Source organism: Comamonas sp. A23 (assembly GCF_004522605.1).
In the GTDB taxonomy this organism is placed as follows: Bacteria; Pseudomonadota; Gammaproteobacteria; order Burkholderiales; family Burkholderiaceae_C; genus Comamonas; species Comamonas thiooxydans.
On the sequence record NZ_RSDT01000008.1, the window covers coordinates 115,401 to 129,195 of the forward strand.

The following is a 13,795-nucleotide window of genomic DNA, read 5'->3' on the forward strand; positions in this document are numbered from 1 at the left end:
TACCTGGATTGCGGTCACTGCTATCAAAGCAGAGCCTCACCCCTAGGCTACTACGCACGTTCCATGAATCCCAGCAAACCGCTGCTGCGCTGCGTGGGACTGCCCATCGCCGACACCAGCAGGCCGGGCACTTCGGTCCACAGCGAAAACGCCTTGCGCGCCCGCGTGATGCCGGTATAGACCAGCTCGCGGCTGAGCACATTGCCGCCCTGCGCGGCCAGCACCAGCGCCGTGTGCTCGAACTCCGAGCCCTGGCTCTTGTGCACCGTCATGGCAAATGCGGTCTCCACATGGGCCAGGCGCGCCGTGCTGACATGGTGCAGCTGCTCGCCCTGCATGAAGTACACGCGCAGCCGCGCCGGGTCGGCAAAGCTGGGCAGGGCCATGCCGATATCGCCGTTGAACACGCCCAGCTGCGCATCGTTGCGCGTGACCATTACCGGACGACCCATATACCACTCGCCTTCCTTGCGTATGGCGCCCATGGCCTGCAAGGCCTGCTCCACCGCGCGGTTCAGGCCCGCCACGCCCCAGTTGCCGTCGCGCACGGCGCACAGCAGGCGGTAGCGGTCGAAGGCGGCCAGCACCTCCCTCACCCATTGCTGGTGCTCGGCCTCGGTGGCAAAGCCGCGTCCCTTGCCCTGCCCATGTTGTGCCAGCACCTCGGCATAGGCGGCATAGCTGGCCATGCCGCCACGGCCTTGCACGGCGCTGCGCACCACGGCCTCGACCTCACCGCCTTCGCGCGCCCAGAGTTCGGCATGCGGGCCGGCCTGGGTCTGCGTGCGCAGCAGCGCCATGGCAGAAGGTGCATCGCCGGCATTCACGGCCTGTGCCAGCAGACCGATAGGGCCGCCAAAGCGACGGCTCTCGCGCAGCATGACGGTGTGCTGAGCCAGCGGCAAGGCCCTGGCCGGCGCCAGGTACTGTGCAGGCAGGGACTGGCCCGTCACGCGCTCGACATAGGTCGCGGTGTCCGGCGCGTAATTGCCCCGCTGCGCATCGCGGCACAGATCGCCCAACACGGCACCAGCCTCCACCGAGGCGAGCTGATCCTTGTCGCCCAGCAGAATCAGGCGCGCCGTAGGCGGCAGGGCCTGCAGCAGTGCGGCCATCATCTCGAGGTGGATCATGGAGGCCTCATCGACAATGAGCACATCCACATCCAGCGGATTGCCTGCATGGTGGGCAAAGCGCCGCGTGTCAGGCCTGGCCCCCAGCAGCGAATGCAGGGTGCGTGCCGCCCCCATGCGTTTGACCAGCGCTTCCAGATCCAGCTCGCGGCCCACGGCCTCCTTGAGCTCCAGCAGCGAGCTATCGATGGACTGCTTGAGCCGCGCCGCCGCCTTGCCGGTTGGCGCAGCCAGCGCGACGCGCAGCTGCGCGGCATCCGGCGCCGTAGCAAACAGCAGCGCCAGTAGGCGGGCCGCGGTATAGGTCTTGCCCGTGCCCGGCCCGCCGGTGATGACGGACATATGCCCCCGCAGCGCCAGCGCGCAAGCCAGCTTTTGCCAGTCCACCGCATTTGCGGCAGCTGCGGACGAGCTGAAAAGCCGCCCCAGCCATTCGCGCACCCTGGGCTCGTCAAGCACCACCGCATCGGCCGCCGTACGCTGCGCCATATGGGTGGCCACGCTGCGCTCATAGTCCCAGTAGCGGCGCAGATACAGCAAGGGCGCAGCGCCGTCCAGCAGCACCAGCGGCTGACCTCGGTCTGCCACTACCGTTCCCGGCTGCACGACACGCACCACGGGGCTGCGGCGCAGGGCCTGCAGCCAGTCAGCCAGCCGGCCGGGCAATTGCTCCCATAGCGATTGCTGCAAGCGCTCTGCCTCTTTGGGCCAGGCAAGAATCTGATTGGGATCGCCAGCCAGCGCCTTCAAGGGCAGGCAGCTGTGACCGCGCCCCTCCATCTGCGCCAGCACGGCGGTGGCCACCAGCAGTTCAGGTCCGGCCTCTGCGTCCTGCGCGGCGACAAAGGCCGCTAGGGCGCTGTCCAGGCGGCGCAGCAGGCCCGCGTCGGCCAGTCGCTCCAGCGCGGCCAGCCAGTCCGTCGTGCCTAATGCAATCGTGTCGCCATCCGCGGGGGCTGCAAACAGGTCCAGCGTCTGCAGATCGGCTTTGCGGCGGCCCTTCATGGCTGCTCCTCCTTCAATTCCTTTTCGTTATCTCCGAGAAGGGCCTCCAGCCCGTCCAGCAGCGCCAGCGGCGGCTTCAGCACATGCATGCCGGCGGCCTCGCCATCAAGACCGCGCAGGAAGAAATAGAGCGCGCCGCCCAGTTGTTCCCGGGGGTCGTAAGCCGCGCCCAGCCGGCTTTGCAGCAGGCGGTGCAGAGCCAGCAGATACAGCGCAGCCTGCACGTCATAACGGTGCTCAAGCATGGCCTGCTCCAGCGCCTGAGGGGCGTAGGCCGCGCCGTCCTGGCCCAGGTGGTTGGTCTTGTAATCCAGCACCCAGTAACGGCCGCCATGGTGAAACACCAGATCGGCAAAGCCCATCAGCATGCCGTGCAGCTCGCGCTCGGGCAGCACCGGGCGCGGCTGGCCGGCAAGGATGTGCCGGCGGCACAGCGCGTCGATACCAGGTGCCGACAGGCGCCGCGCCGGCAGCCAGAACTCCATCTCGGGCAATAGCGCATCACCTTCGCCCAATTGCGCCAGCGAGACGCCGAGCGGCGCCAGCGGCTGGTGCACCACGGCGCGCAGCCACTGCAGCACATCGGCGGCCTGCTCCTTGCGGCCCGCGCGCTCGCAGCGGCGCAGCAGTCGGGCCGCCAGGGGTTCACTGTTGCCAGGATCATCCTCGGGCAGCAGCGCAAAGTCCTCTGCGGCCAGCCATTCCAGCTGGTCGTGCAGGAAATTGCCCACCACCGGGCCGCGCATGAAGCGGTGCCACACCGCAGCATCGCTGCGCGCACCGGCGGCGAATCTGGTCAAGTTGGGCAGGGCAGTCATGACGTCGTTGATGACGCCCAGGTCCAGCGCAGCTTCACCCGCTTCCTGGGCCTGCAGCGCACGCTCGTCCTCGGCGGGACTTTGTGCGGCCACCGGCAGGACTGGCAGGCTGGGTGCGGCCATGGCGCGGGTCAGCGACGAAAAGCTGCCAATGCCCCAGCGGCGGTCGAACTGCGCCTCGTACACGGGCGCGGCGGCCAGGGCGGGCAAGGCCTGCGCGGCCACATAGCGCGAGGCCACGGGCAGTTCGGCCGGCAGATCCACCACGGCGATCTGCGTGCAACGCTCGCTCAGGGCCTGTATGCTGGCGCGCCAGCTGGCTGCGGCCTGAGAAACATCTCCGGCCAGCAGATAGCCTGCCGCACCCTGTTCGTTCACACAGTTTTTGCTGTTGCCGCGTTTCATGGGGGCTAACCCCATCCACAGTGCATGGCGCGGGCGGGTCAGCGCCACATAGAGAAGGCGCAGATCCTCGCGCAGGCGTTCCTTGTCGGCCTGCGCCAGCTGTGCATCGTCGTAGTCCAGCACCAGCTCGCGCGCGGGTGCGCCATCGATCTGCACGGGCAGCGAAAGATAGGCCGCCTTGCCGTCCACAGGCCGGAAGCTGCCGCCGAACGGCAGGCAGACCAGTGGGTACTCCAGCCCCTTGCTCTTGTGCACGGTGACGACCTTGACCAGATCAGCATCCGACTCCAGCCGCACGATCTGTGCATCGCCGGCCGCGCCCGGGCTCTCGATCTGGGTGGCCAGCCAGCGGATCAGCGCCTGCTCGCCCTCCAGCTGGGCACTCGCGCCTTGCAGCAGCTCGGCCAGGTGCAGATAGTTGGTCAGACGGCGCTCGCCGCCCATGTCCTTCAGCCAGCGCGCCGGCAATTCAAAGCGGTACAGCGTCTGGCGCAGCATGGCCAGCACGCCCAGGCGCTGCCAGAGACTGTGCAGTTCCTTGAGCAGCTCGCTGCGCGCATCGAAGGCCTCGTCATCGCTGGCCAGCCAGGCCAGCTCGTCAAACGACAGACCCATCATGGGCGTGGCCAGACCGGCACGCACGGCCAGTCCGTCCAGAGGCGCGGCCACGGCACGCAGCCACAGCAGCAGATCCTGCGCCTCGCCGCTGGCGAAGACCGAGTCCTGATCGGAGAGATAGACCGAGGCCACATTGCGCCGCGCCAGTGCGCGGCGCACGGCAGCGGCCTCCTTGCCAGTGCGCACCAGCACCGCGATATCGGCCGGACGCAGGCGCTGCAGCGGCTGGCCGGCTTCGGCAAAGCCCGTGGCACCGTCCATCAGCCACTGCACGATCTGGCTGGCGCAGAACTCCGCACCACGGCGGCGGATGTCGTCATTGCTCAGCGGCTCATCGCTGCTGCCATCCCAGGCAATGGTCAGCGCGGCCATGCGCTGGCTGCCCTGCATCAGCAGCTCCTTGCGGCCATTGGCCTTGACGCTCTCGAACGGCAGCGGATTGCTCTGCCCGGCGCGGAACATGAACGCACCCTCGCCTTCGCGCACTTCAGCCTGCACAAACCATTGGTTGACCGCATCGACCAGCGCCTCGGTGGAGCGGAAGTTGGTGTCCAGCACATAGTGGCGGCCCTCGGTCGCCTGCCTGGCCTGCAGATAGCTGTAGATGTCCGCACCACGAAAGCCGTAGATGGACTGCTTGGGGTCGCCGATCAGCAGCAGTGCGCTGCCCGCGCTGTTGTCTGCCGTGCGGTAGATCTGGTCGAACAGCCGGTATTGCAGCGGCGAGGTGTCCTGGAACTCGTCAATCAGCGCCACCGGGTACTGGGCCAGGATGCCGGCTTGCAGCGCGGGGCCGTTATCGCCAGCCAGAGCCGCATCCAGGCGCTGCTGCATATCGGCAAAACCGAAAGTGCCGGCCTGGCGCTTGAGCCACAGCAGGCGCTGCTGCACGTGGACTGCCGCATGCAGGCGCAGCGCCACTTTGATGGACGGCAGCTCGGTCAACGCTTTCAGCAATTGCTCCAGCTCGGAAAATTCAGTGGGCAGCAGCAAGTCCATGGTCGAGCCCTTGAAGGCCTCGGCCATACCCTCTGGGCTGAGGCGCTTGCGTGCGGAATCGCTGAGTTCCAGCGACCGGTTCAACGGGTCTTGCGCCCAAACGGTCAGCGCCGTAAACCAGCCTGTGTAGTAGCGAGCCTGCAGCTTTCGCTTGTCCCACAGCGCGGCGCGGCCGTCTAGCTCACCCTCAATCCAGCGCAACATGCGCTCGGCCTTGGCTTCCCAGCCATCGGCCAGCGCTTGCAGTCGCTGCGCACGCTCTGCATTTGTCTGCGTAATGCATTCACCCAAGGTTCCGGCGCCCGCCGTGGCGGCTATGTTTTCACGCAGCAGCGACTGCATATCCTTGACCAGGGCCTGCACATCGGGCCAGACCTGCAGCGCCGCCTCCAGCACCTCGCCCGAAAGCGGATAACACTGCTGGCGCCAGTAATCCTGTGCAGCCTCGGTCTGACGCTGGCTTTCATCGGCCTCCAGCGTTTCATCAAACAGATTGCCGCTGTCAAACGCATGCTCGCGCAGCATGCGCTGGCACCAGGCGTCTATGGTGTGGATGGCGGCATCGTCCATGCACTGCGCAGCCATGTCCAGCCGCCAGGCAGCTGTGTCGCGCAGCTCGCCTTCGGCATAGGCATCGCGCAGGTCGCGCAAGAAGCTGTCGTGCGCCGCCGGTTCGGCCTCGCCGCGAAAGCATTGCACGGCCTCGATCAAGCGGGCACGGATGCGGTCCGACAGCTCGCGCGTGGCGGCCCGCGTGAAGGTCATGACCAGAATATCGGGCGGCATCAAGGCTCGGGCAAAGCCGTTCTCTGCGCCATGGCCCAATACCAGCCGCAGATAGAGTGCGGCAATGGTCCAGGTCTTGCCTGTGCCCGCACTGGCTTCGATCAGGCGCGAACCCCAGAGCGGGAAATGCAGGGGCTGCAGCGCCTGGCTGCCGGGCTTCATGGGGTTGGCGGGCGTGCTCATGCCGGCTCTCCTGGTTGTTCGTCCTGGTCTGCGCGATGCAACAAGGGCAGATCCTCGGTCTGCACCTGCGCAGCCAGCCAGTCATGCAGCGGGCCATAGACCTGCTTGGCCAGGACGTGGAAGCGCAGATCGGCCGTCAGTGCCTCCCAGTCGGGGTAGCAGCGCGCCCAGCTGGGGTCTTCGCATTCGCCGCCCAGCATGTAGCCGCCCTCGTAGGCCTGTGCTGCGACGCTCAAATCGTCCAGGCCGGCTGCGATGGCGCTTTTGAGAGGCAGCGGCAAGGGCTCGTTCTGGCCCGCCAGCCACAGCTGCATCAAGGCTTGCAAGCGCTGCGTGGCCGCCTCCGGCTCCAGCGGCTGCACCCAGACCAGGGTGTCGCGTGCGATCACGCACATCAGCGTGTCGCTGCCCGTGCTTGAAAGCGCCAGACTGCGCACATAAATGGGCAGCAGCTTGTAGGCCTGAAGCTCCCCTTTCTTGTTCAGCAGCGTGCGCGGCTCCAGCGCGAACCAGCAGCGGCTGTGGCCCGCATCCGAAGACGGCTCTTCGCGCTCCTGCAAGCCATCCATCCAGTCGTCCAGCGTGACCGCACCGGAGTGCAGCAACAGCCGCTCGCGCGGCGCCGCATGGGGCCATAGCCGCATCTGCTGCTGCCAGGCCAGCAACGACGGCGTGGCCTGGGCCTGCAAGGCATCGGCCTCGCGCCTGCCAAGACCTGCCAGCGGCAACACGCCGGCACGCCCCAGGCGCTGCACCTGGCGTTGCACCTGCAGGCCCACGTCCAGCGCCGCATCATGCGCCAGCTGCGTGCGCACGCTTTGCTGCAGCTGCTGAATCAGACCGTAGGCGGTCAGGCCATCGACGCTGAAAAGCTCGTCGTCCTCCAGCAGCTCCTCGTCCTGTTCAAAGCGCACCTGCAAGCGATTGCGCAGAAAGCTGCGTGCGGGATGGCGCAGAAATTCCGTCAGTCGCGCCAGCGTCAGCGGCACCTCGGGGTCGGGCTCGAAGGCAGCCACGACCGGCAGCACCTGCGCTGCCCGCTCTTCATGCACGCCATACCATTCGCGTGCGAAAGTCGACAGGCCCGAAGCCTGTTCGAAATAGCGGCGGCTGAAGGGCTGCAAAGGATGCTGGCGGGTACGCTGGGCCAGCAGCAGATCCCCTCGCTCGCGGGCGGAAAGTCCTGCGCTGCCTTCACCCTGCCAGCCCTGGCTCAGATAGTCGCGCAGCTGCGAGACCAGCACCGAGGGGGGCTGCTCGCTGTTGTCGCGCACATGGCGGCCGGCCCAGCTGATATAGAGCTTGCTGCGGGCCGACAGCAAGGCATCCAGCATCAGCTGGCGGTCATCATCGCGGCGCGCGCGATCACCGGGGCGCTGCTGCCCGGGCAAGGCCATCAGATCGAAGTCCACGCGCGTGGCGCGGCGCGGGTAGTCGCCATCGTTCATGCCCAGCAGACACACCACTTCGAAGGGGATGGCACGCATCGGCATCAGCGTGCAGAAAGTCACGCCGCCGGAGCGAAAACGCTGGTTGAGCGCGGGCTCGGACAGGGCCTGCAACCAGGCCTCCTGTGCCACTTCCAGCGGAATGAGGGCCTCAAAACCCGCTTGCTCGCAGGCAGCCTGCCAGCCGACCAGGGCCGTGTCGAGTGCGGCGCACAAGGCCTGGTCTTCATCGCCCTGCGCGACAAAGAAGTCGTCCATCAGACTTCGAAAACGCTGGGCCCAGACCTCGGGAGCCGCAGCCGTAGCAGCCGTTTGCCACCACTGCAGCATGCGCCCCAGCAAGCTGGCCAGCGATCCGGCCAGCTCGGCCGTCAGGCCGCCCACTTCGTCATAGGGCTCCATGCCGGCAAACACCTGTGCCTCGTCGAAGGCGGCCTCCAGCGCCGGCCCGCTGGCATAGCCCAGCAGCATGCGGCGCAGGCCGAACCAGGCGCTGTTGGGATCACCACAGGCCGCCAGGCCCAACTGTGCTCGCTGCGCATGGTTGAGCCCCCAGCGAATGCCCGCACCGGCCATCCAGTGCGTGAGCTGGGGCAGATCGTCGGCCGCCAGACCCACGCGCGCCGCCACGGCGGGCACATCGAGCAGGTCGCACAACTCGCTCAGACGGCAACGCTGCTGCGGCAGCTTGAGCAGCCATTGCAGCGCCGTCACCAGCGGACTGCTGGCACGCGCGCCCACGTCGGCGATATCAAACGGAATATGGCGCGCATCGTGGCGACCGTACTGGCCGAACACGGCGCGGATGGCGGGCGCAGCCTCTTCGATCGACGGCAGCATGACCACCACCTCGCGCGGCGCCAGCACAGCGCGGCCCGCAGCGGCAGGCTCGGCCAGCCATTGCAGCAGTTGGTCGTGCAGCACTTCGAGCTCGCGCACCAGGCCATGGGCCTTGTGAAAGACGATGGACTGGTCGGCCGCCGCGATCTCGACCGCAGGGTGCTCCGACATGGGCACCAGATCGCGAATGCGCTGCTGCACCTGGACCAGCAGCGGTGCGTCGATCAGCTCGCTCGCGTCGGCCTCGTCATACACATCCACACGCGGCCAGCCCCATTGCACGGCCGTGTCGCCCGTGGTGTCGAAGGCATCGAGCTGGCGCACATAGTCGCGGCTCTGCCGCCCCCATGCCGCCAGCAGCGGATGGGCATGGGCGTGCATGGCCGCCAGCGGAATCTGCGCCAGATCCTTGCCGCCCTTGTCGGCATGGCGGCGGCGCTTCTGGCGCAGCAGCTCGCGCCCGTCGATGGCATCGGCCCAGTGAAAGCGGCAGGGGTTGGGCACGGCAATCAGCACCTGGCTGTGCTGGGCAATGCCGCTCAAAAACTGCATCAAAGACAGCGGCATCTGGCTCATGCCGAACACCACCACGCGGCGCGCCAGCGGCGTGACGGGCGGCTGACCGCTTTGCAGCGCGTCCAGAATCCGCGCCAGCAGGGCCGGGCGGGTGGCGGCACGCTCCTGCTCATCGAGTTCGGCCAGCACCTTGTGCCACAGCTGGGGCTGCCAGAGCTGCCCTTCGGGCACTGGCTCGTCGGGGCGGCCCGCTGTACGCAGCACATCCTCGCCCTGCTCCCAGGCGGCCAGCCAGTCGGCGCGGTAGATCTGGTACTGATCGAACAGGTCGGCCAGCTTTTCGGCCAGCTGCAGCAGACGCTGCGGCTCGCCAGGGCGCAGAAAGTTGGCAATCGGTGCGAACGCAGGCTCGCCCAGGCATTGCGGCAGCAGACGCATCAGGCGCCAGATCATGGGCGTCTTGTCCAGCGGCGATTCACGCGGCACCTCATGCCTGCCCAGAATCTGCCGGTAGCTGCGCCAGACAAAGCGCGCCGGCAGTTCGACCTGTGCAGCGGCGCACACGCCCTGCTGCTCGGCCATGCGCATCTTGAACCACTCGGCCATGCCGTTGCTTTGCACCAGCACGATCTCGGGCTCCAGCGCCTGCAAGGGATGCGCCGCCAGCCAGGCCAGCACGGTATCGGCCAGCGCCTCGGTCTGGTTGCCGTGAATGGCGATCAGGCCCGGCTGCCAGTTAGCTGCCGGTTGCGACGCCCTTGATTGCTGCTCTGCTGTCACACGCGCTCCTGTGCCTGTCTGTGCACGATGAAAGCTGCAAGCTTAACGGCAGCATGCAGGCGCTATCAAATGAAAAGCTGGTTGCGCTTATCCATAAAGCAAACTAGAGCTGAAACGCCTTGAAATCAAGCAAAGAAAAGCGCAAGCCGCTCTACTTTTATTACCAACAGCCCATCGCGGACATTCCGAGGCTGCAATGAGAAAAGCCCCGGATCATTGCTGATCCGGGGCTTTAAATTTGGTGGCCTGGGACGGAATCGAACCGCCGACACAAGGATTTTCAATCCTCTGCTCTACCGACTGAGCTACCGGGCCTGTGCTGTCCAGCAACTTGAATTTGCTGAAGCGGCGATTATAGGCATATTTTTCTGCATCCTGCCCCGCCTGGGCATTCCAGCCCCAAGCATTCGCCGGCCTGCTATGCCACCGAAAAAGCAGGTCCGGATGCAGAAAAGCCCTGAATCATTGCTGATCCAGGGCTTTGAATCTGGTGGCCTGGGACGGAATCGAACCGCCGACACAAGGATTTTCAATCCTCTGCTCTACCGACTGAGCTACCGGGCCTTTTCTTCGGCACCCTTGAGTGCTGAAGCCACGATTATAGGCACACTTTTGGAGCCCAAATCGAAAACTGCGAATTTTTTGGAAATTATCCGCGGCGATTGCGTCCAAGGTCCACGCCCAGTTGGCGCAGCTTGCGATACAGGTGGGTACGCTCAAGGCCGGTCTTCTCGGCCACGCGCGTCATGGAGCCGCCTTCGCGTGCCAGGTGGAATTCGAAATAGGCTTTTTCAAAGCCGTCGCGCGCCTCGCGCAAAGGGCGGTCGAGATCGAAGCCTTGGTGCGAATTGGGCAGATTGTCTTCCGCCGCCTGGGCCGTGATGCTGACCACGGCCGATGGAGCCGTGCCGTTGCTGGCATGCGCTGCAGTTTCCGAGCCCTGGCTGGCCGTGCTTCGCGCCAGCCCCTGCTCCACCGCCTTGAGCAGCTTCTGCATGGTGATGGGCTTTTCGAGGAATGACAGCGCACCGATACGCGTTGCCTCAACGGCCGTTTCGATGGTCGCATGACCGCTCATCATGATGACGGGCATGGTGAGCTGACCGGCCGTGGCCCATTCCTTGAGCAGGGTGACGCCGTCGGTGTCCGGCATCCAGATGTCCAGCAGCACCAGATCGTAGTTGTGGGTTGCCCTGGATACGCGTGCCTGCGTGGCGTTCTCCGCCACGTCCACACTATGACCTTCGTCGTTGAGGATTTCCGACAACAAATCCCGGATCCCCAGTTCGTCGTCGACCACTAGTATGTTTGCCATGTGTCTAAAGCCTGTTGCTATGCCTTGTGCGGAACGGGATCAAGCCGCCCCCGCACGGTCGTTAGGTACAAATGATAGCGACACTCGCGCGCCTTGCACTACCCCGTCTTCCTCTCGATTACCCAGGTCCACTCTTGCGCCATGCTCGTCGGCGATTTTTTTGACCACGGCCAAACCCAGGCCTGTGCCGCGAGACTTGGTGGTCACATAGGGCTCGAAGGCTCTTTGAAGAATATTGGGAGCAAAACCTGTGCCACTGTCGCTGATGCTCAGGCGCACACGCTGGGCCGTGTCCATCCAGCGGGTTTCGATGGTGACGGATCCTGGAGTCTGCCCTGTTTCCTGCGCTCTTTGCGCCGTGGAATCTTGCGCATTTTGCAAAAGATTGTGGATGACCTGACGCAATTGCTGGCTATCGCCCTGAATCAGCGGACAGGCTTCGTCGAGCGATGCCTCCACACGCACCGCCGCATTCTCTTCGCCATAGAGCTGCAGCACCTCAGCGACCAGTGCATTCAGATCCAGCGCTTGCAGATTGGCAGCCGGCAAACGTGCATATTCACGAAACTCATCGACCAGACGCTTCATGGCCCCCACCTGATCGACGATGGTCTTCACGGATTTGGCCAGCAGCGCCTGCTCCGCAGGCTGCAGCTTGTCGGTCAGCTTCATCGCCAGACGCTCGGCAGACAGCTGAATCGGCGTCAGCGGATTCTTGATCTCATGCGCCACGCGGCGCGCCACCTCGCCCCAGGCCTGTGCGCGCTGGGCAGAGACGATCTCCGAGATGTCGTCAAACACCAGCAGACGCTGGTCGTCGGGCAACTCCGCGCCGCGCATGACCAGGCTGGTGGTGTTGTGCACCACATCGCCGTTGCCGTTGCCCGCGTCCAGCTCATAGACCTGCTGCCAGCGGTCGCGCCCCTGCTCGGCCGAAGCATCGCCGAGAAAGATCTCGAACTGCTCCTGCACCACGCGCGCAAAGTCCTGCAAACCCGAGACATCGCGCAGGCGCTTGCCCTGGAACACCGCCATGGGCGCGCGCAGAATGCGTGTTGCACCGGGATTGCTGAGCACGATGCGTCCGGAGCGATCGAGCACGATGACGCCCGAAGTAAGGTTGTCCAGAATGGTCTGCAGATTGCTGCGCGCCGCATCGAGTTGCAGCAGATTGCGGTTGGCGTCGGAGCGTGCGTCGGCCAGTTGCTGGGTCATGACGGCAAAAGAGCGCGTCAGCCCGCCAATCTCGTCCTTGCTCTGCAGCGCAGGCTTGGGGCGCAAATCGCCACGCGCCACATCGCGCATGCCCTGGGCCAGCAACAACAAGGGCTTGGCCAGTTGGTTGCCCAGCACCACGGCCAGCACCACGGCCCCAAACACGGCCAGAAAGAGCGCCAGCGTCAGAGTACCGATATACATGCGCTGCAATCCACCGCGAGCAAGTGCTCGCTCCTGATACTCGCGATTGGCCTCCTGCACGGCCAGGGCATTGCTGACCAGGGCTTGCGGCAAGGGAATCGTGGCCTGCAGATAACGCGCCTCCTCCAACAGATTCACTGCCGAGCTGGGCACCAGCGCCAGTGTGCGCACCTTGGCGTTGGCCGCGGCCTGATCGGCAGGCACGTCGCCGGCATCATCCAGGCCTTCGATGCTGGCCACGGCACGCTGACCGCCCTGCTCCTTCAAGCTGCGCAGCAGCTGGGTGTTGGGCCGCTCCGGCGCCAGGCTGAATTGAGACTGACCGGCACTGGCAATGGCCTTGCCCGATGCATTCCAGAGCACTACATCGGAGGCACCGATCTGATCTCGGATGCGCTCCAGCATCAGTGCCGCCCCTGCATCCGAAGTCTGAGAGAGCTGAAGGCCTGCCGTGCGCGTGTTGTTGGCCATGTCATTGGCCACGGTATCCAGCGTGGCACTGGCCAGGCTCACGCCGGCGGACAGCGCCCCTTCGACCTTGACGTCGAACCAGCTCTCGATGGAGCGTGAGACGAACTGGTAGGACACCACATAGATCAACAAGCCCGGCAGCAAGCCCACCAGGGTGAAGATGCCCGCCAGCTTGAGCAGCAGCTTGCTGCCAAAACGCCCGCGCCTGAGCCTCAGAGCCAGGCGCAAGCCGCCCCAGAACAGCACCAGCAGCAGCAATCCGGCCACAACGACATTGGCGGCAAACAGCCAGTTGTAGTTGCGCTCATAGGCCAGCCGGTTATTCGTGGCCAGGGTCAGCAGGAACAGCAGCAGCACCCCCACCACCACCATCAACGCCACGCCCGTGCCAACGGCCCAGCGCGTGGCGCGCGACCAGCGCGCGGCAGAGGAGCCGCCGGCTTCGCCGTCCGGGAGCTTGATGTCAGCCATCAGGGAGCAGCCTCCAGCGTCTGGGTGCGCGACAGTTGCAGATTCCAGCCCGAGCGCCCCAGAGCCCCAATCTGTAAAGGTCTGGGCAGGGACGACAGATCTACGCGAAAGCGCAGTTGCACCGAGACGCCGGAGGTGGAGCCGAGCTGGCCGGAGTCCAGAATCTTCCAGCGGTAAATGCGTTGAATGGCTGCGATGGCATCCTCCAGCTGCTCGTAGGACTGGCCCAGTGCCAGTCCGGTACCGCTGCCGCCGGTGAAGGCGGAATTGGAGATATGCAAACGCCAGCGCCTGGTCAGCGGCTGGTGCGTAATGCGGTAATAGCGGGTGGCGACGCCCAATTGCTGATCGGACCAGTACCAGCGCTCGCGCTGCACCTGAGCCTCGGCAATGAAATACATGGGAATGCCCTGGCGCAGGGCATCTTCAACCTGACCGGGCAGCTCGAACTGCAGATTGGCCGAGAGAAACACCCCCTCGTCGGTACGCGTGACCTGCATGGAGCTGATATCCGGCGGCACGGTATCGGCCCGGGCCAGCACGAAAACCAGGGACAGCGCCAGCACCAGCGAAGCTGCACGGGTCGCA

The 13,795-nt window shown here is 65.4% G+C and carries 6 protein-coding genes and 2 tRNA genes; all 8 read right to left on the minus strand.

Going from position 1 to position 13,795, the window contains the following annotated elements; genetic code table 11:
- Positions 1-50: 50 nt before the first annotated feature.
- Positions 51-2,138 carry an exodeoxyribonuclease V subunit alpha gene (recD, locus tag EIC84_RS17895; protein ID WP_003065666.1) on the minus strand — a complete coding sequence of 696 codons (2,088 nt, stop codon included), beginning with the start codon at positions 2,136-2,138 and terminating at the stop codon, positions 51-53.
- Positions 2,135-5,947: an exodeoxyribonuclease V subunit beta gene (recB, locus tag EIC84_RS17900; RefSeq protein WP_003065668.1), complete on the minus strand. Its 3,813-nt coding sequence runs from the start codon at positions 5,945-5,947 to the stop codon at positions 2,135-2,137. Before recB ends, recD begins: the two co-directional genes overlap by 4 nt.
- The gene (recC, locus tag EIC84_RS17905; RefSeq protein ID WP_003065671.1) at positions 5,944-9,531 is read right to left on the minus strand and encodes an exodeoxyribonuclease V subunit gamma; all 3,588 of its coding nucleotides are present in this window, start codon (positions 9,529-9,531) and stop codon (positions 5,944-5,946) included. Before recC ends, recB begins: the two co-directional genes overlap by 4 nt.
- A gap of 239 nt (positions 9,532-9,770) precedes the next feature.
- A tRNA-Phe gene (locus EIC84_RS17910) sits at positions 9,771-9,846 on the minus strand.
- A 173-nt stretch (positions 9,847-10,019) separates the two neighbouring features.
- Positions 10,020-10,095 (minus strand) — tRNA-Phe (locus EIC84_RS17915).
- A gap of 85 nt (positions 10,096-10,180) precedes the next feature.
- Complete coding sequence (locus tag EIC84_RS17920; RefSeq protein ID WP_003065673.1) at positions 10,181-10,846, minus strand: response regulator; 666 nt, start codon at positions 10,844-10,846, stop codon at positions 10,181-10,183.
- A gap of 39 nt (positions 10,847-10,885) precedes the next feature.
- Positions 10,886-13,207: an ATP-binding protein gene (locus EIC84_RS17925; protein WP_003065675.1), complete on the minus strand. Its 2,322-nt coding sequence runs from the start codon at positions 13,205-13,207 to the stop codon at positions 10,886-10,888.
- Positions 13,207-13,776, minus strand: a complete 570-nt coding sequence (locus tag EIC84_RS17930; protein WP_034362111.1) for a DUF4390 domain-containing protein — start codon at positions 13,774-13,776, stop codon at positions 13,207-13,209. Before EIC84_RS17930 ends, EIC84_RS17925 begins: the two co-directional genes overlap by 1 nt.
- Between the last annotated feature and the right edge of the window lie 19 nt (positions 13,777-13,795).

Excerpts from the sequence above, each read along its gene's own strand:
- EIC84_RS17920 (WP_003065673.1), bottom strand. The coding sequence starts at position 10,846 with ATGGCAAACATACTAGTGGTCGACGACGAACTGGGGATCCGGGATTTG.
- recD (WP_003065666.1), bottom strand. The coding sequence starts at position 2,138 with ATGAAGGGCCGCCGCAAAGCCGATCTGCAGACGCTGGACCTGTTTGCA.
- recB (WP_003065668.1), bottom strand. The coding sequence starts at position 5,947 with ATGAGCACGCCCGCCAACCCCATGAAGCCCGGCAGCCAGGCGCTGCAG.
- EIC84_RS17925 (WP_003065675.1), bottom strand. The coding sequence starts at position 13,207 with ATGGCTGACATCAAGCTCCCGGACGGCGAAGCCGGCGGCTCCTCTGCC.